This window comes from Lentihominibacter faecis (assembly GCF_014306095.1).
In the GTDB taxonomy this organism is placed as follows: Bacteria; Bacillota; Clostridia; order Peptostreptococcales; family Anaerovoracaceae; genus Lentihominibacter; species Lentihominibacter faecis.
In genome coordinates, this window is record NZ_JACRWC010000034.1 from 1 (window position 1) to 18,763 (window position 18,763).

The window sequence follows — 18,763 nt, forward strand, 5'->3', positions numbered from 1 at the left end:
TCGCTATACCGATTGCTCTTACATTTTAACAGCTTAAGCAACAAGATGGATAATTCCTTACTGGCTGCAAGGGATATTAACCATAAGTATATTGTAGTAGGATGATATCTGCTTTAAAATCCCCTCGCTCCCGCTGATTCACTCCCCAGCAAATAACTAAACTGTTATATTAAGGAGCTAGAAAACTCCTATGTGGCGGAAACTTTGCAGACCGCTTCCCATCTGCCGTATTTTTTTTGCATAATGGGAATTCGCAAAACAGCACATGGCTTGCAGACGACAAAAAATCCAAATCCAAAGCGATTTTTTCTCGATCTGGGAATTCACGATCCTAAATACAGTTCTCACAAAGAACATCTCGATACAAACCACCCCAGTCCCCGCGACCACGCGACACTGCGACCATGCGACATTACAACACCGCATCCCCGTGACCACGCGACGCCGCAGATCCCGCCCTTTGCAAGCGTCTCAGAAAACCGGCCTCTTAAAAATCAGAAAACCGGCTTCTTAGAAATCGTTTTTAAAAGAAACATGTTGCAATCCGCCCATTCATAAGATATAATATAAAGGCTTGATTACGGGCGGTCCTCTGGATGCATGGCAACACGGCACATGCCCATGAACGTCTTGAAGGGAAGGAGGAAAACCAATGGATGTATTAAGCTCAGTTGTACAGGATTATCTCAAGACTGATATCCCTGCGTTTAACGTTGGAGACACCGTAAAGGTACACGTTAAAATCAAAGAAGGAAACAGAGAAAGAATTCAGATTTTTGAAGGCTTTGTTCTGAAGAGACAGAACGGCGGAATCGGCGAGACTTTCACTGTAAGAAGAATCGCTTCCGGAGTAGGCGTGGAAAAGACTTTCCCGATCCACTCTCCGCTGGTAGAAAAGATCGAAGTAGTAAAACGCGGTAAAGTTAGAAGAGCAAGACTTCACTACATGCGTGCCAGAACTGGTAAATCTGCTAAGATCAAGTCTAAGGAAGAAAAATAGTGACACACGTCATAAGAGACAGGGAACCGGATTCGGTTCCTTTTTCTTTTTTATGCAAAGCGATCCCTGCGGGATCGTGAAGCGACGGGCCGGACCAGGCAGAGAAAACGGCCCGCGCGTCTAACGCGTTCAGCGATCCCGCGTCTAAAAGGAAAGGAATTCACCCGCATGATTTACGACTGCATTATCGTCGGCGCCGGCGCATCCGGCCTGTTCGCCGGCGCCAGATTTGATACGGCGGCCGAAGGCCGCCAGGCTGGGGCAGCCTCCCCATCCCAGCAGGCTGCCCCTCGCATGGCAGCACCCGCATCCAGCTGCCCGGCCAAAAGCCAGCTGGCCGGAAATCGACCAACCGGCAACCGTCCTGCCAGCTGCCCTCACAAAAGCCAGCCGGTCAGAAATCGACCAACCGGCAGCCGTCCTTCCAGCTGCCCGCACAAAAGCCAGTCGGTCGGAAATCGACCAACCGGCAGCCGTCCTTCCAGCCGCCCGACCAAACACCGTCCTGCTGGCCTGATCCTGGAGAAAACAGGCCGCGCCGGCACGAAACTTTTGATGTCCGGCGGCGGCCAGTGCAACATCACCCACGGCGGATCCATCAAGGATTTCATCGACCGGTATGGGAAAAAAGGCGGCCGTATCCGCAGCTGCCTCTATAAACACAATAACCTGGAACTGATCTCTTTTCTCGAAAAAAACGGGATCCCGACTGTCACGCAGGAAGAAGACAGCAGGGTATTTCCGGCATCCAGAAAGGCTCAGGATATCCGGGATCTTTTGGTGAGGAAATCTCAGGAAAACGGATTCGAGATCGCTTACGATCAGGAAGTTACCGGGATCCGCCGGATCTCTGCCGAGGAGATCAGCGATAGGCGGGCACATTCCAGCAATTTCGATCCGGCGTGCGATGCGAATGATCATGACCCCTCATCCGAATCGAGTCATCCTCATTCAGACACTTCCACATCAGGCTGCTGGGAGATCACCACAAACAAAACCACATTCCGGGCAAAGACCATCATTTTAGCATCCGGCGGCTGCTCCTATCCGGGCACCGGATCCGACGGACAGCTGTTTTCCGTGCTGCAGCGAGACCTGGATCTTGAAATGACCCCGCTGCAGCCCGCCCTGACATCGATCCGCGTCCAGAACTATCCTTACGCGAAGCTGTCGGGGATCCCCTTCAAAGACTGCCGGATCAGAGTGCTGCGGGCACAAAAAAAGATCGCCGAAGAAAAAGGCGGTCTTCTATTCACTCACAAGGATTTTTCCGGCCCTGCGATCTTAAATATATCCAATTTTGCACAGCCAGGAGACACCCTGGTGATCGACTACCTGATCGCGCCGCGAGATGAAATCGCAGCTAACCTCCAAAAGTCCGCAGAGAAATCACACAGCGGTCTTCCCGCGATCCTATCGGACACGTTCCATCTGCCAAAGCGTTTCAGCCAGCTGCTGGTTTCCCGCACGGGCAATTCCACCAAGGCTCTGGCAGCCGCACTGACGGGAGAAGAATTTCAGATCACTTCCCTGTCAGGTTTTGAAAAAGCCATGACCACAGCAGGCGGCATCGCTCTTTCTCAGATCGACCTGAAAACCATGGAGCTTAAAAATCACTCCGGGATTTTCGTCTGCGGAGAAATGATCGATATCGACGGGAGCACCGGCGGCTACAATCTGCAGTTTGCCTATTCTTCCGGCTGCACAGCAGCGGAATCGGCGATCCAGCTTATCTAGCTCCAGTGGACACTCTTTCGGCTTTTTTTCCAGCCTGCTCCCGGGTCGATCTCAGCCCAAAGCTCTCATCCGGCTGCTCTAACTCCGGGGGTCACTCTTTCGGCTTTTTCCCAGCCTGCGCCCGGGGCGATCTCAGCCCAAAACTCTCATCCGGCTGCTCTAGCCCTTACGCTCTCGGATGAGACTTGTCGTACACGTCCTTGATCCGGCTCTTGGTCGCCGACAGGTAGATCTGCGTCGCAGAAATATCCTCATGCCCCATGAGTTCCTGCAGCGATTTGAGATCCGCTCCATTCTGAAGCATATGCACTGCGAAAGAATTGCGGATAATATGCGGCGTCAGCTTGTGACTTAATTCCGCCTTTTCTCCGTATTCCTTCAGGATCTTCCACAATCCCTGCCGCGTCATCCGGTTCCCGTAGAAATTAATGAACAACGCCTGTTCCTCTTCTTTTCCACGCAGCAGCTGATCACGTGCCTCATAAATATAGTTTTCCAGTGCTGCCCGCGCAGGTCTTCCCAGCGGAACGATCCTGGCATGACTCTGTTCACCGGCACACGTGATAAATCCCATACGCATATTGACATCCTCAAGATTCGAAGCAATCAGCTCACTGACACGGATCCCGGTAGCATAAAGCACCTCCAGGATAGCACGATCCCGCACCCCGCGAACGCTGTCATCCGGCACTGCCATCAGCTTTTCGATTTCAGACATTTCCAGATATTCAATGGTTTTCCGCTCAATCTTTGGCGACTTGATGTTCTCCGTCGGATCAGATTCCATCATCCCCGCATGGATCAGATAATGAAAAAACGACCGAAGTGACGCCAGTTTCCGGTTTACCGTAGCCGACGATTTCCCAAGGCTCTTCAGATGATGAAGAAAAGCAATTATCTCCGTGCTGGTCACTCCCAGAAGATCCGTCATCCCTCGCGCGCCTTCGAAGGCAACGAACTCCGCCAGATCCCGTCCGTAAGCCGCTCTCGTATTTTCAGACATACGCTTTTCCTTTTTCAAATAAGTCATATAATCATCCGTATACATTCTTTTACCTCGCTTTATGTCTCTATTATACCCGCTCCCGCTTTCGTTGACAATAAACATTGACATATCAAAAGGACAAACTGCATATTCTAGTATCAAACCACATGTTAAAGGGGGACTTCACCATGCGAAAAATCGGATCCATCCTGTTGTTCATCTTCCTGACCGGTCTGTTCACCGGTCTGTTTTTCAGCACCTGCCTTTCCACCAAAAATACCGAGGCCCTCTCCGCACTGCTGCTCACCGGGATCACCACATCCAAAACCGGCTTCCTGCAAAGTTTTCTCACCTCGCTTCTCACGAATTTCATGCTGTTTTTTCTCATGCTCCCGGCATTGCTGAGCCGCTGTCTCTGCCCCCTTCCGCCACTCGTTCTCTGGTACAAGAGTTTCGCCATAGGCTTTTGCAGCGGGCTCGTCTGGATGGGAGCACGCTCTCATGTCCTCCTGTTCTCTCTTCTTCATATCCTGCCGCAGAACCTCTTCCTGATCCCCGGCTTTTTCCTGTGCGCCCTGGCAGTCCTATCCTCCTCTCTGCAAAATTCCCACCGCCGATACGCTGCCGGCAGGCCCTTTGCAGGAAACTCCGTGCTCCCGCCTCATTCCGGCGGCCGCCACAGTGCTCCCGCCGGATCTTCCCATGCAAAAAGCAGCCTGCTCACAAAGGACAGACTGCTTCCATTACTGATTATTTCTTCCTTGCTTCTGGCCGCCGGATCCCTTACGGAAGCAGCTCTTCGCCTAGCTGCTCTTTCGCCATCATAAGAGCAGCGATGGTTTTCGCATCGATCATCTCGCCACGCGCCGCCATCTGATACGCTTCTTCAAACGGATATTCCAGCACATCCAGGGCTTCATCCTCATCCAGATCCTGCTCTCCCGGAGTCAGGTCTGTCATAGCGTAAAGATAGATCACTTCTTCCGAATAGCCTACGCTGGGATTGATCTTCCCTAGATAATGAACGTGCTCCGCCGTATATCCAGTCTCTTCTCTAAGCTCTCTGACAGCCGCTTTCAGCGGATCCGTTTCTCCTTTATCGATCTTTCCTGCCGGGATCTCAAGCACCACATCATGGCAGGCGTACCGATACTGTTTTACCAGAAGGACATGGTTCTCCTCCGTGATAGCGACCATGGCCACCGCACCGTTGTGCTCTACGATTTCTCTCGTAGATTCCCCCTTCTTCGCCGTTACCTTGTCACGGCGTACGTTCAAGATCTTTCCCTCATAAATCAGCTGGCTGCTGATCTGCTTTTCTTCAAAAATCATTTTTTCTTTTCCTCCGTCATCTCGATGGACCGGTCTACAGCTGCCTGGAAGCCTTCCTTCACCTTATCCATAAAACCATTGGCAAACAATGTCTCCACCGCTTCGATCGTCGTGCCCTTCGGAGAGCATACATTGATGCGCAGCTGCTCAAGACTTTCCGGGCTCTCCAGCACCATCTTTGCAGCACCCAGCACTGACTGGGCAGCGAAAATCTTCGCCTTTTCCCCACTCATTCCATTAGCCTGCGCCGCCTGCACCAGTGCCTCTATGTACATATACGTATAGGCCGGGCTGCTGCCGCTGACGCCTATGACGCAGTCCATCAGCCTTTCTTCGATTTCCTCCGCCTGCCCGACTGCTGCAAAAATTTTCATCGCTGTCGCAAAAGCTTCTTCCGTGACATTTTTATTCCGGCATACAGCGATCATCGCTTCCCCCACCTTGGCCGGCGTATTAGGCATGATCCGGATGATCGGTATCTCTGCTCCCAGGTGCTCCGCCAGGAACGCCAGGTCCACACCGGCTGCCATGGAGATGATCAGCTTGTCACTGGTACATGCTCCCGCGATCTCTGAAAGCACGCCTTCGATCACCTGAGGCTTTACTCCCAGGATCACAACATCCGAGCTGCTGCAAAGCTCCCTGCCGCTGCTGCAAATGGTCATCCTGGGAAAGCGTTCTCTGGTCTTCGCACAAACCTCTTCACTTTTATCAAAAAGAGCGATCCTGGCCTCATTGTCAGGATCTGCCGATCCATAACCTGCCAGGATGGCGCCTCCCATATTCCCACCGCCGATAAATCCGATTTTCATATCCTTCACCTTACTTTCCTATGGTTCCAAGAAACAGCGTTCCGCGACTCTTGCCGTCCAGACTCTTTCGAATGATATTTTCTTTTTCTCCGTTGAGCAGCAGCATCGGGATCCCGAATTTATTGACGCGGGAAGCCGCCTCAATCTTGGAAGCGATGCCTCCTGTCCCGAAAGAACTGGTTCCGCCGATGCTGATGGTTTCTATCAGTCTGTCCGCATTCTCTACAAGATCGATGAGCTTCGCATCGCTTTCCGTCTTCGGATCTTTATCATACACCCCGTCGATATCGCTCAAAATGATCATCAGATCGGCATTCCACAGGCTCGCTGTCAGTGCCGCCAGTGTATCGTTGTCTCCGATCTTGATTTCATCGACGCTGACGCTGTCGTTTTCATTGATCACCGGGATAACGCCTTCATCGATCAAAGTGAACATGGCGTTGCGAATGTTGAGCGTCCGGTGAGGATCGCTGAAATCATCCCGTGTCAAAAGGATCTGTGCCACATGTATCCCGTAGTCTGCGAAGTATTCTTTATACGCCATCATCAGCTCTACCTGACCGATCGCGCACAGAGCCTGCTTATAGTTGATATCACCTCTCCGGCTCCACTTGTTGATCGCGCCGACACCGCATATCCCTGCTCCCGAAGAAACCAGGATCACCTGTTTTCCCATGCTGATCAGATCGTTTACCTGCTCCGCTATGTTGTGGAGGACTTTTTTATCCACCACTCCATTTTCGTCAGAGAGTACATTGCTGCCGATTTTGATGACGATCTTTTTACTGTTTTCAATCGTTTCTTTGATCTGTTCCATTCTTTCTTTTCCCCTCCTGCATGCTACAAATTATATAACATCTGCCAAAAAAGGTAAAGAGGGCAGCTGCCCGTTTTTACCCCCTTTTACCTGGGAAAACTTCCGGCAGCTGCCCTTTGCACAATAAGATATGCATCCCCTATCTCGGTTCTACGATCAGCTTGATCGCAGTCCGCTCTTCTCCTTCGATTTCAATGTCCGTAAACGCCGGAACCGAAACGAGATCGATCCCTCCCGGTGCGACGAATCCTCGCGCGATAGCAATCGCTTTTACCGCCTGATTCAGTGCTCCCGCTCCGATTGCCTGGATCTCCGCTCCGCCTTTTTCCCTCAGCACTCCGGCTAATGCTCCTGCGACCGAATTTGGATTGGATCTGGCTGATACTTTTAAAATTTCCATTGGATAATTCCTCCTTCATTCCGATAAAAAATATAGTATGATTTATGCTTTATATCTTTGGCGAGGTCTCTCCCTCTTTTCTATATTATATATATGGGAAAAGCAATTTTGTGCAGGATTCCTTCGACAAATTTCCTAGTGTTTTACAAGGTAATGTCAGAAAAAAGTTTTTTCTTTAATTTTTCGACTTTTACTTGATTTATCTAGCTGAGTAACCTATAATTAAATCGTGGTTATCCCCCTGATAACCTCATTAATCTCTAATCCCAATACCCCTTTTAACAAAAGAGACCTTCTCGGTCTCTTTTGTTTTTCACTGACTTTTCACTTTCCCTTCCAAGGCAGCCTTGCTATAATATAAGTATGAAACACATTACCCTGAAAACAGAAGAAAAACTTTATCAAAGCAGGACGCTGGACTTTTATTTTAAGGGAATGCGGATCGGGGTTTTAGACATCGAAACGACCGGGCTGAACCCGGCAGTAAACCACTTTATCCTGGGAGGGCTTTACAGCGTGCCGGAGGGCACTTTGCATCAGTTCTTCGCAGAAACAAGAGCCGAAGAGGAAGAAGCGCTTTCCGGATATCTGGATATCCTCCGGGATCTGGATCTGGTCATCACCTACAACGGACGTCATTTCGACCTGCCTTTTGTGGAAAAACGCTGGAGACGCTATTCCGGAGCATCTGCCGCCCTGCCATATAATCTGGATCTCTACCTTGTGCTCAACGGACACTCTCCCATCAAACGGTTCGTGCCTAATCTGAAACAGAAAACCGTCGAAAACTACATGGGACTGTGGCAGAGCCGTGACGATGAGATCTCCGGAGCAGAGAGCGTAGAGCTTTACAACGTTTATGAAAAAAATCACGACCCTGCTCTTGGCGAAAAGATATTGCTTCACAACAGCGATGATATCCTGCAGCTTTCAAGACTGCTGCCTGTGATCGGCAAAAGTGATTTTCACAAAGCCATGGCAGCGCTGGGGTTTCCGGCAGGACCGCTTACCGTTCGTAAAATCAGTATCGGCAAAGACAGGCTGACGATTTCCGGCCAGCAGCGTACCTGCCGGCTGGACTACATGGGATTTCAATTCCACGACCTGGCGGTGCAGTCCCGGTTTTCCGGTAAAAATGCCGATTTCACATTAGAAGTACCTCTGATCCGGGACAGCGGACTGGGGATCCTCGATCTTCGTGCTGCAGGTCTTGATGAACGGACTTTTGAAAAATATCCCGGATGCAGCAGCGGCTTTCTCATCGTAGAAAAAAACAGCGAAAAACAGCACCGGGAACTGAACGATTTCAGCAAACAGTTCATTGACCTGTTTCTGCGGGAAACAGGTTTGGTATAAGAAAGAAAGGATATTGATCATGGACTTTATTGACAGTATTAAGAAAACAAAGGAAGACAGTTTTATTCTGGCATCCCTGCCGGAAGAGATCAGAAACGATGCTCTGGAACGCATGACTAAAGCCCTTCAGGCTAACAAAGAAGCTATTTTCGAGGCGAATGCACGGGATCTGGAGCTTGCGAAGGAAGCTGGTCTGCCAGCTCCAATTGTGAACCGTCTTGTGTTTGATTCTCACAAAATGAAAAGCTGTATCGATGGGATCTACGATCTGATCGATATGGAGGATCCTTTGTTTCAAGATCTTCTCAAGCGAGAACTTGATACGGATCTCATCCTGACAAAAACAACCTGCCCTATCGGTGTCATCGGTGTCATCTTTGAATCAAGACCGGATGCACTGGTACAGATCGCAGCACTTTGCATCAAAAGCGGCAACTGCTCCATCTTAAAAGGCGGCAGCGAAGCCAAAAACACCAACCGCATCTTATTCGACACCATCTATCAGGCCGCCACGGAGGCAGGGCTTCCGGAAGGTTTCGCTGTCCTCATCGAAGACCGTGCCAGCATAGATGAACTGCTGAAATGTCACGATTATGTAGACCTTCTCATCCCGCGCGGCTCCAACCAGTTCGTGCAGTACATCATGAACAATTCCAAGATCCCTGTAATGGGGCATGCTGACGGCATCTGTCACATCTACGTAGACGGTGCTGCCACCATCGAAAAAGCCGTGCCGATCATCATAGATTCCAAGACCCAGTACGTGGCTGCCTGCAATACTGTGGAAACACTGCTGGTACACAAGGATATCGCGGATGTGCTGATCCCTGCACTAGCCGACGCCTCGGGCAGTAAGATCCAGTACCGCGGAGATGTACGATGCTCCATGGTGATCGACTGCGATCCAGCAGAAGAAAAGGATTTTCAGACGGAGTACCTGGACTATATCCTTTCCATCAAAGTAGTCGATGACATCGATGAAGCGATCCATCATATCAACACTTACGGATCTCATCACACTGACTGCATCATCACGGAAGATGCGGATTCCGCGGCTAAATTCATGGCTCTCGTGGACTCCGCCGGTGTCTACCAGAACTGCTCTACACGTTTTGCGGACGGTTTCCGCTACGGTTTCGGAGCGGAAGTCGGGATCAGTACCGGCAAGCTCCATGCACGCGGACCGGTCGGTCTGGACGGACTTGTAACTTATAAATACAAACTGGTCGGAGACGGGCAGATCGTCGCGGATTACGCCAGCGGCAAATCTTCATTCCACTTCCGGGATCTTTAGGGATTTCCTGCGCTTCTGATATCATCATACATGCAAAAACGATAAAAGCCGGTTCGCAGCTTCCTTCTTAGAGGAACAGCCTGCGAATCGGCTTTTTTTATAGGCTTATTAGAGATCCAGCTTGTAGTCGCCATCCTTGATCTTGCCCGTTCTGCGGAGCACCTGATCGATGAGGATCGTCAGCACTGCCGGGAGCACGATCTGGATCAGGAGCACCTTCCAGAGCGTGTCAAGGGTGAATCCCATGTCGGTGAACGTCCCGATCTGACCTACCAGACCGGAAGTTCCCATACCGGCCCCTACCGGGATATTCGTCATTTTCAGAAGACACGTAGAAATCGGCCCCACGATAGCTCCTGCCAGCGTTGCAGGAAGCAGGATCCACGGATTCTTAATAATGTTGGAGATCTGGAGCATGGACGTTCCAAGTCCCTGTGCCACCAGACCGCCTACGCCGTTTTCCTTATAACTTGCTACAGCGAAGCCTACCATCTGCGCGCAGCATCCGACAGTCGCCGCGCCTGCAGCAAGACCGGAAAGATCCAGCATGATGCAGAGAGCCGCGCTGGATATCGGTGCTGTCAGAGCCAGTCCCACTACAACGGAGATCACGATCCCGAATACGAACGGCTGCCATTCTGTCGCCGTCATGATAAGATCTCCCAGCTTCAGCATGCACCAGCCGATGGCAGGACCTATGAGCTTGGCTCCGATGCCTCCCATGATCAGCGTTACCGCCGGCGTTACCAGGATATCCACTTTAGTTTCCTTAGAAACCATCTTGCCGAATTCCGCGCCCAGCGCTACCGCAACGAATGCTCCTGCAGGGCCGCCGGCTACATCGATGCCAAATCCAGTCATCGTCGCACCCATCATTCCAGTCACCACGCTGGTAAACAGCACCAGAGGCGGTGCTTTCAGGCTCCACGCCACGGCTACACCGATGGCGGCACCCATATAGGTCTTCGCGATCCCGCCGATCTCCACGCAGAACGCAGATACTGCATTGTCGCCGAATAAATTAGCCGTCTGGGTTCCCAGCGTATCGAAAATAACGCCGATCAGAAGCGATCCGAACAACCCCAGCGCCATGGCGGAAAGCGCATCCTGCAGATACCGCTTCGCTGATATTTCAATGTCTTTTCGTTTCAAAAAACTTACTTTCTCTTCCATATCTTTCCCTCATTCATAGTTGTAACGATATTCTGTAACGATCCTTTTGATTGTAACAAAGTAGAGGAGTAAGTGTCAAGACATGAGTCTATTTCATTGAATTGTCTTTTTTCCTGTGGTAAGATAAGGGAAAAGAAGGGAGAGTCGATTTATGAATACATTAACAACAGAAACGCGACGTGAAAAAATAAAAGAAATGCTGCAGAAAACGGATCATCCTGTCACAGCTTCTTCTCTGGCAGAGCACTTTTCTGTCAGCCGCCAGATCATCGTCGGTGATATTGCTCTCCTGCGAGCTTCCGGGCTGCAGATCCTGGCCACCCCGCGAGGATATCTGATGGATTCCCCATCAGTGCAGGAGGATAAAAACCTGGGAATGATCGCATGCCGCCATACTCCGGAGCAGCTTCGGGACGAACTATACACCATCGTCGATGGTGGCGCCACAGTCGTTGATGTCACCATCGAACATACACTGTACGGAGAGCTTTCCGGTAAACTGGATCTCGCTTCCCGCTATGATGTAGACGCTTTTATCAGGAAAGTCGAGGAAGAAAAAAACAGCATTCCACTCAGCGCTCTCACAGACGGCGTCCATCTGCATCGGATCCGCTATCGTGATGCAGAAAGCTTCACACGGATCAAAGAGGCTCTACGGGAAAAGCATATCCTTATTGACTAGCACTCTTAAAAGCTGGTGGAAATCTATCCCGGTAAATCGACATGCGTCAGTTTCAGCAGCTGGATATCACCACTTTTGAATCACACGAAAAGATCCTGGATGCTCTGCTGCCCGGCGGGCTCTTTGCAGCACAAAAAACCAAAAGGATGCGATCTTTCACGCATCCTTTTTCATATACATTATGTAGCTCTGTTTAGTTCAGTTCTTCCACCAGTTCCAGCAGGTCAGAGAAGATCCCGTATCCTGCCTGATCTACTTCCGGAGCTTCTGTCATGATGGTCAGCGTTCCCATAAGGTCCGTCGTCAGAGACACCATCAGAGAAGTTCCTGTTACAGCCGCGAAGCTGTTCATCTTGTTCACTTCTTCCGGAGCCACCTTCAGAATGACTTCACCGTTCTTGCGATACGCTCTGCAGATCAGTTTGATCACATTGCCGCGTGCAGCTGCATCGTCGATCATTTCCTTCGTGACATTCTCGATCCCTGTTGTTTCCACATCATCCGGCGTTACGTCTGCATCCATTACAGCGTTGGCTAATGCAGCAAGTTTCGCTGCAGCTTCCGTTCCTTCTACATCGTATTTCGGGTTCGCCTCGATAAAGCCTCTCTTCTTGCTCTCGCTTACGATATCCTTCATATCCTTGCCCTGTTCGATCCCCTGCAGGATATAGTTTGTCGTACTGTTGAGGATACCTCTGATCTCCGTGATTTCACACATTTTCAGACTCTCACGGATGAGGCTGAACAGCGGTGCTCCATCCATAACAGTGGATTCAAAGAGCAGCTTGCAGTTATTCTCGTCAGCCAGTTCCATCAGCTCCCTGTAATGCCATGCCAGCGGTCCCTTGTTGGCGCAGATGACATGTTTGCCACGTTTCAGCGCCGCCATGATGTGCTCCGTAGCTACCTGTCCTTCATTCATATCCAGCGGTGTCATTTCGATCAGAACATCATAGTCGACCGCTTCCGCGATCTCCAGTGACGTCTTGTGAAGCACGGTTTTATGCTGGTTCGGGAACACTCCGGTTTCTTCCACGTTTTTAAGAACTCTCGCCAGATCGATCCCCCAGGCATCCACCAGATTCCCTCTGGTTTTCGTAGTAATAGCAACAACATTTACAGTCGTTTCGTATTCTTTCTCGATTTCTTCCTTTTTCTCCAGAAGGATCCTCGCAAAAGACTGTCCCAGACTGCCAAATCCTACTAACGCGACATTCAATTTTTTCATATACTCGACCTCTCCCTGCTGACCCGTCATCGGTCATGCGAACATGATATAAATATATATAATTTCACTCTCATTATAGTTTTTTTTATTTATTTATGCAAGCCCCTCTGCCGGGTTTTTATCGCGATCCTCTTCGTTGATCACAGCCCCCAGATTGATGGTGGACTTTTCCAGTTCCATGACAAGATTGTTGATCTTCGTCATCTTAGCCGGCGAAATATCTTTGCCTACAGCCAGTTTCGCATTGTAGAGAATATCTTCGATCCTGCTGTGGATATCCGTCAGGGTATCCTGCGTGTTGCTGATGATCTCTTCCTGCAATCCATCATTTTCGATGATACGGCTGTCAACGATCTCATCCTTTTCAAGAACGTATTCCGATTGTTCTGTTACCACGATCGGGTCGTAGCCCAGTTTTTCCTTCACCGTATAGGCAAAGGCTTTCTTCGACTCTTCTTCCCCATGTACCAGGAAAACGTGTTTAGGAACTTTCTGAAATCCGCTGAGCCATGTAAAAAGTCCGTCTTTATCGGCATGTCCCGAGAATCCTTCCAGGTTGTGTATCTGTGCATTTACCTGCACGTTTTCCCCAAAGAGCATCACCTCTTTCGCGCCGTCCAGCAAAAGTCTTCCCAGCGTTCCTTCCGCCTGATATCCGACAAAAATGATGCTGGATTTCCGATTCCAGAGATTGTGTTTCAGATGATGGCGGATCCTGCCTGCATCACACATGCCGCTGGCCGAAATGATCACCTTCGGCGTCGGATCGCTGTTGAGCCACATGGATTCCTGGCTGGTTCTCGTGAATTTAAGGTTTTTAAAATCCAGCGGGTTGTCACCCTTTGTTATGTAGGCCTTCGTTTCATCATCGAATACCTGTGCATTTCGTTTGAACACTTCAGTCGCTGTGGTGGCCATCGGGCTGTCCACGTATACCATGAGATTTTCAAAGTCCTTACGATATTCGCTGTCGCTGTCGTATACCCGGTTAAGTTCGTAAATCAGCTCCTGGGTACGACCTACTGCAAAGGATGGGATCACGGTAGTCCCGCCTCGTTTCGCTGTATCACGGATAATGTCCATCAGCCTGGTGACATCCAGAGAATTGGATGGATGCACCCGGTTGCCGTATGTTGTTTCCATGATCACATAGTCGGCTTTTTTGATGATGGTCGGGTTTCTCAGGATCGGGCGATCCATAACACCCAGGTCACCGGAAAATACGATTTTAGAAGTCTTGCCTTCTTCTGTGATCCAAAGTTCTGTAATAGCGGATCCCAGAATGTGTCCTGCATCGTTGAACACGAATTTCATCTCATCATTGAGTTCGATCAGCTGATCGTAAAGAACCGGTTTTATGAATTTCAGAGAATCCATCGCATCATTAAAGGTGTAAAGCGGCTCTACGGCAGGACGACCGGCACGCTCGTTCTTACGATTCTTCCACTCTGCTTCTTTCTCATGGATATAACCGCTGTCCTTTAACATGACCTCTACCAGATCTGCCGTCGCATCGGTACAGTAGATCTCGCCTTTGAATCCCCTCTTTACCAGAAGCGGGATCCTCCCGCAGTGATCGATATGAGCGTGACTGAGGATCATATAATCTATTTCAGCCGGATCAAAGGGAAACGGTTCATAGTTCATCGCTTCTCTCGTCTTGCTTCCCTGAAACTGTCCGCAGTCCAGCAGGATCTTATGTTTTTCCGTTGTGATCAAATGACAGGAGCCGGTCACTCCCATTGCTGCTCCACAAAACTGTATTTTCATAGTGTCCTCCCTTCGAGGGTTTCTTCGTGTATCTGTATATCATCTCTATTATACCATGAATTCAAAAAAATAGTAAAGAGACCGCTGATTTCTCAGCGGTCTCTTTTATGAAGTAAGCCTAAGTGTAGTTTTTCATGCTTATTCGTAGTGGTGCTTCAGAGCAACATCAACGTGTTCTCTGCCTTCTTTCCACTTGATTTCTCCCGGAGTGATGCATTCCTGTACAGGACATACGTTCAGGCACAGGTGGCAGCCAACGCAGTTGTCGTTGAGTTCCGGTCTTCTCTTTTCTGCATTCCAGTCAATAGCCTGGTGAGCAGCGTCGTAGCAGGAGATATAGCATCTTCCGCATCCGAGGCACTTTTCATCGCTGAAGTTAGGCAGGATCTTGAAGTCTCTGTTCAGGTCTTCTGCCGGAACGATGTTGTTCAGTGCACATCCGATGAACTCATCCAGCTTGTTGTAGCCTCTTTCTTCCATGAAGTGCATCAGGCCGGATGCCATATCTTCTACGATTCTGTAACCATACTGCATGATTGCAGTAGTTACCTGCAGGTTCTTACAACCCAGAGCCAGGAATTCAGCAGCATCTCTCCAAGTTTCGATACCACCGATACCGGACAGGTCTCTCTTACCTACGATTTCGTCCTGCAGCAGATTTGTAACAAATCTCAGGGCGATCGGCTTAACTGCAGCACCGGAGTAACCGGAAATGGAGGACTTACCATTTACTACAGGCATAGCCGTCATATTTTCAAAGTCGATGTTCGTAATGGATTTGATGGTGTTGATCGTGGATACACCTGCAGCTCCGCCTTCCAGAGCAGCTCTTGCCGGAACTTCCATCGAAGTGATGTTTGGAGTCATCTTAGCGATGAAAGGAATCTTAGTCTGGCTTGTTACTGCTTCGCAGTACTTCTTAACCAGTTCCGGATTTGTACCAACGTCAGAACCCATAGCGTGGCTTGTCATCTGCGGACAGGAGAAGTTACCTTCAATCAGAGGGCATCCCAGTTCGTCACACATCTTAGCCAGCTGTTTCCATTCTTCTTCGCTGGAACCCATGATGGAAGCTACCATAACGTGGTCAGGATAGTCTCTCATGAGTTTGTACATGTTTTCAAAGTTAACTTCTGTCGGTTTGTCGGAAATCTGTTCCATGTTTTTGAAACCAACCCAAGGAAGTCCTTCCTTGTTTGTCTGGTCAAATCTTGGGGAACATTCGTCGGCAACGAAGATACCAACGGTCTTGTACATAACGCCGCCCCATCCAGTTTCAAAACACTTGGCAACCATTTCATAGTTGCTTCCTACCGGTGAAGAGGAAAGGAAGAACGGATTCTGACATTTAACACCTAAATATTCTACGGATAAATCTTTCTTAACTGCCATTCTACTTCACTCCTTTCTTTTCAAGGTATGCAATCATTGATGCTGCAGCTACTTTACCTGCTGCCACTGCTTCAACAACAGTCTTACCACCGTTTACGATGTCGCCTGCTGCGAAGATCTTTTCAACATCGGTTGCGCCTGCATCATCAGCAGCGATCGTTCCCTTGTCAGTAACCTTGACACCAGCAACTGCTGCCATGTCTTCAGCCTTCTGACCGGTAGCGAATACGATCGTGTCTGCAGAAAGAGTCAGTTCAGCAGCTTCGTCTCTGAATCCCTTGAATTCAACAGCTTCCACTTTACCGTTACCCTTTACAGCTGCAGGAGCCATACCTGTAGTCATGCCGATTCCCAGAGACAGTGCATAGTGGAATTCAGTCATGTTACCAGGAGCTTCTTCTAATGTTCTTCTGTAAACGATTTTTACATCTTCAGCACCCAGCAGTTTTGCGGATACAGCACAGTCAACTGCAACGTCTCCACCACCAACTACGAGTACTTTCTTTCCAGGGTTGAATCCTTCAGCCTTGGTTCTTGCTTCCTTCAGGAAATCTACTGCTGCGTAAACGCCGTCCAGTTCGATTCCATCGATTTTAGGAAGATTGTCAGCCCACAGACCAGCACCTACGAATACTGCGTCGTAAGCATCCAGGTCAGCAGCCTTTACTTCAGTATTGAACTGGAACTTAACGCCCAGTCCTTCTACCTGTGCGATATCGTGATCAACAACTGCCTGCGGAAGTCTGCTTGGAACGATTCCATAAGTCAGAACGCCGCCAGCCTTTGCTTCTCTTTCCAGAATAGTTACGTTGTATCCAGCCTTAGCCAGTTCAGCAGCAACTGCCAGGGATGCAGGACCTGCACCTACGCATGCTACGTTTCCAACCTTCTTTTCCGGAGCGGACAGAGTCTTCATGCCATAAGCTTCTTCCTGCTCGATAGCATATCTCTGCAGTTTACCGATTTCGATCGGTTTGTCGATTCCGCATCTGCTGCAAGCTTCTTCGCACAGTCTGTCATAAGGACATACTCTTGCACAAGTTCCGCCTAAAATGTTGTTTTCACGGATAGTTTCAGCCGCGCCTCTATCATTTCTGAATCTGATAGATCTGATAAACTTAGCAGGGTCTGTTCCTGCAGGGCAGCCTTTGCTGCATGGTGCATCATGGCACAGCAGGCATCTTGCTGCTTCTTCCATAGCGGTTCTGTGAGTGAATCCAGCTACAGCTTCAGCAGTGTAATTTGCTTTTACTACTTTACTCAATTTTACTCCTCCTTACGGCACCTCGCCTTATGGTCTATGATTAAAAAAGCTGCATTCCCCCGATGGCTTTTTTATGAAGTCTTGTTGAAATGCAGCTTAACCAACCAATTGTGTGCTGACCTCCGTCAGCAAGATTTAAAGACTAGCCTTCAAATCTTTCGTCAGCCTTCAGCATTGCATTCAGCAGTACAGTAGCACCGTCTGTGCAGTGTTCAGGCTTAGCGTATTCCGGTTCACAATGGGAAAGTCCGTCCTTAGTCTGAACGAAGATCATTGTGGATGGAATCATGTAGTTGATGAACTGGGAGTCATGACCTGCTCCGGAGTGGATCGGCTGGTTGGAAACGCCAGTTTCATCAGCAGCTTCCTGAACGTAGCTTACCAGATCCTTGTTCCATTCTACAGTATCTCTCTTCCAGTTTTCTCTGATTTCGCAGTCGCATCCAGCCCACTTCTTAGTGGCGATTTCCTTAACGATATCCATTACCTGCTGCAGTACTGCAGGATCAGTGTGTCTAACGTCCAGAGAGAATTCTACTCTGTCAGGAATTACTGTATGTACGCATGGGTGGCAATAAATTTCGCCAGTAGTGTAAACCAGTTCAGGTCTTCCCAGCTTATCTACTTCATCATGCAGATAGCACAGAGCCTGGGATGCAGCATACAGAGCATCGTGTCTCTTGTTCATAGGGAATGTACCAGCGTGAGCTGCGAATCCAGTGAAGATCAGGGAGTAGTTGAACATGCCCAGTACGCAGTCAACAACACCGATTTCTTTGTCGTTATCTTCAAGGATAGGACCCTGTTCGATATGAGCTTCGAAGTTGCACAGGCAAGTTTCAGGGCTCATTCTGTTAGCTTTATCGCCTTTGTATCCGGATTTTTCCAGAGCTTCACCGAAAGTCTTTTCGCTTCCTTCATGTTCTTCCATTGCAGGAACTGCCATCATGTCTTCATACTTGAAGTTCTTAGCCAGTTCAGGCGGCAGATAGTCGTTGCACAGGATTCCGGAAACCATCATTGCAGGTGGATACAGGGATCCTTCTTCGTTTGTCATGATGTAAGCAGTCATCGGATGCTTATGAGGGATTTTCTGGTCAGCGATAGTTTCCAGAGCTTCCATAGCACTCATAACACCCAGGATACCGTCGTAGTTACCACCGTTTTTAACGGAGTCACAGTGAGATCCTGCGATGATTCTCTTAGCGTTCGGATCAGTTCCTGGAAGAGTTGCATAGATGTTAGCCAGGTCATCGTATTCGATTTCAGCTCCAATAGCTTTCATTCTCTTAATGAACTCAGCTCTTGCCATCTTAGCTTCCGGAGACAGGGAATATCTTGTGATACCGCCGTGTCCAGCATCTCCGAACTGCGAGAAGGTTTTAATTTTGTCCGACATTCTTTCTAAACTACACTTATACATAACATTTGTCCTCCTTTGTTTTGGTGAAAACCTTATTATGTAATGGCTGTGTAACCAGTTACATAACATTATAATAACACCTGTCTCTTATACACATC

Annotated in this window: 18 protein-coding genes; 7 read left to right on the forward strand and 11 right to left on the reverse strand. The window is 49.2% G+C overall.

What is annotated here, in order from left to right; genetic code table 11:
- The first annotated feature begins 192 nt into the window (after positions 1-192).
- From H8876_RS02010 to H8876_RS02020, 3 genes are all read left to right on the forward strand, one after another.
- On the forward strand, positions 193-558 hold the full coding sequence (locus H8876_RS02010; protein ID WP_249286316.1) for a hypothetical protein: 366 nt from the start codon (positions 193-195) through the stop codon (positions 556-558).
- A gap of 94 nt (positions 559-652) precedes the next feature.
- Positions 653-1,000: a 50S ribosomal protein L19 gene (gene rplS, locus H8876_RS02015; RefSeq protein ID WP_177265140.1), complete on the forward strand. Its 348-nt coding sequence runs from the start codon at positions 653-655 to the stop codon at positions 998-1,000.
- Positions 1,001-1,168: 168 nt separating this feature from the next.
- The gene (locus H8876_RS02020; protein WP_249286317.1) at positions 1,169-2,737 is read left to right on the forward strand and encodes a BaiN/RdsA family NAD(P)/FAD-dependent oxidoreductase; all 1,569 of its coding nucleotides are present in this window, start codon (positions 1,169-1,171) and stop codon (positions 2,735-2,737) included.
- 166 nt (positions 2,738-2,903) lie between these two features.
- Here H8876_RS02020 and H8876_RS02025 read toward each other — a convergent pair whose 3' ends face one another.
- Positions 2,904-3,785 carry a site-specific tyrosine recombinase gene (locus tag H8876_RS02025; RefSeq protein WP_283241728.1) on the reverse strand — a complete coding sequence of 294 codons (882 nt, stop codon included), beginning with the start codon at positions 3,783-3,785 and terminating at the stop codon, positions 2,904-2,906.
- Between the two features lie 125 nt (positions 3,786-3,910).
- On the opposite strand from H8876_RS02025, the gene H8876_RS10260 reads away from it, so the two are divergent.
- Positions 3,911-4,549, forward strand: a complete 639-nt coding sequence (locus H8876_RS10260) for a stage II sporulation protein M (protein ID WP_417493081.1) — start codon at positions 3,911-3,913, stop codon at positions 4,547-4,549.
- Here H8876_RS10260 and H8876_RS02035 read toward each other — a convergent pair.
- The 4 genes from H8876_RS02035 to H8876_RS02050 all read right to left on the reverse strand — a co-directional run bounded on the left by H8876_RS02035 (position 4,506) and on the right by H8876_RS02050 (position 7,083).
- Complete coding sequence (locus H8876_RS02035) at positions 4,506-5,054, reverse strand: NUDIX domain-containing protein (RefSeq protein WP_249286320.1); 549 nt, start codon at positions 5,052-5,054, stop codon at positions 4,506-4,508. The genes H8876_RS10260 and H8876_RS02035 overlap by 44 nt on opposite strands.
- Entirely contained in the window at positions 5,051-5,866 is an 816-nt protein-coding gene (gene proC, locus H8876_RS02040) for a pyrroline-5-carboxylate reductase (protein ID WP_249286321.1), read from the reverse strand. The genes H8876_RS02035 and proC overlap by 4 nt, the downstream gene beginning before the upstream one ends.
- Positions 5,867-5,876: 10 nt before the next feature.
- A complete protein-coding gene (gene proB / locus H8876_RS02045) occupies positions 5,877-6,683 on the reverse strand; it encodes a glutamate 5-kinase (RefSeq protein WP_249286322.1) in 807 nt (268 codons plus the stop codon).
- Positions 6,684-6,822: 139 nt separating this feature from the next.
- Entirely contained in the window at positions 6,823-7,083 is a 261-nt protein-coding gene (locus tag H8876_RS02050; RefSeq protein ID WP_177265344.1) for a stage V sporulation protein S, read from the reverse strand.
- Positions 7,084-7,446: 363 nt separating this feature from the next.
- Between H8876_RS02050 and H8876_RS02055 the strand changes: the two genes are divergently transcribed.
- Positions 7,447-8,439, forward strand: a complete 993-nt coding sequence (locus tag H8876_RS02055) for a ribonuclease H-like domain-containing protein (protein WP_177265343.1) — start codon at positions 7,447-7,449, stop codon at positions 8,437-8,439.
- Between the two features lie 19 nt (positions 8,440-8,458).
- A complete protein-coding gene (locus tag H8876_RS02060) occupies positions 8,459-9,733 on the forward strand; it encodes a glutamate-5-semialdehyde dehydrogenase (protein ID WP_249286323.1) in 1,275 nt (424 codons plus the stop codon).
- A 108-nt stretch (positions 9,734-9,841) separates the two neighbouring features.
- Here the strand turns inward: H8876_RS02060 and H8876_RS02065 are convergent, their stop codons facing one another.
- Positions 9,842-10,906 carry a PTS sugar transporter subunit IIC gene (locus H8876_RS02065; protein WP_249286324.1) on the reverse strand — a complete coding sequence of 355 codons (1,065 nt, stop codon included), beginning with the start codon at positions 10,904-10,906 and terminating at the stop codon, positions 9,842-9,844.
- Positions 10,907-11,057: 151 nt separating this feature from the next.
- Here H8876_RS02065 and H8876_RS02070 point away from each other — a divergent pair, with 151 nt between their 5' ends.
- Complete coding sequence (locus H8876_RS02070; protein ID WP_177265340.1) at positions 11,058-11,588, forward strand: transcription repressor NadR; 531 nt, start codon at positions 11,058-11,060, stop codon at positions 11,586-11,588.
- Positions 11,589-11,781: 193 nt separating this feature from the next.
- Here the strand turns inward: H8876_RS02070 and H8876_RS02075 are convergent, their stop codons facing one another.
- From H8876_RS02075 to H8876_RS02095, 5 genes are all read right to left on the reverse strand, one after another.
- The gene (locus H8876_RS02075) at positions 11,782-12,816 is read right to left on the reverse strand and encodes a hypothetical protein (protein ID WP_177265339.1); all 1,035 of its coding nucleotides are present in this window, start codon (positions 12,814-12,816) and stop codon (positions 11,782-11,784) included.
- 93 nt (positions 12,817-12,909) lie between these two features.
- Positions 12,910-14,586 carry an MBL fold metallo-hydrolase RNA specificity domain-containing protein gene (locus tag H8876_RS02080; RefSeq protein ID WP_249286325.1) on the reverse strand — a complete coding sequence of 559 codons (1,677 nt, stop codon included), beginning with the start codon at positions 14,584-14,586 and terminating at the stop codon, positions 12,910-12,912.
- Between the two features lie 138 nt (positions 14,587-14,724).
- Positions 14,725-15,978: an NAD-dependent dihydropyrimidine dehydrogenase subunit PreA gene (gene preA / locus H8876_RS02085; RefSeq protein WP_177265645.1), complete on the reverse strand. Its 1,254-nt coding sequence runs from the start codon at positions 15,976-15,978 to the stop codon at positions 14,725-14,727.
- A 1-nt stretch (position 15,979) separates the two neighbouring features.
- Entirely contained in the window at positions 15,980-17,242 is a 1,263-nt protein-coding gene (locus H8876_RS02090; RefSeq protein WP_177265644.1) for an FAD-dependent oxidoreductase, read from the reverse strand.
- A 142-nt stretch (positions 17,243-17,384) separates the two neighbouring features.
- Positions 17,385-18,665: a Zn-dependent hydrolase gene (locus H8876_RS02095; RefSeq protein WP_249286326.1), complete on the reverse strand. Its 1,281-nt coding sequence runs from the start codon at positions 18,663-18,665 to the stop codon at positions 17,385-17,387.
- Between the last annotated feature and the right edge of the window lie 98 nt (positions 18,666-18,763).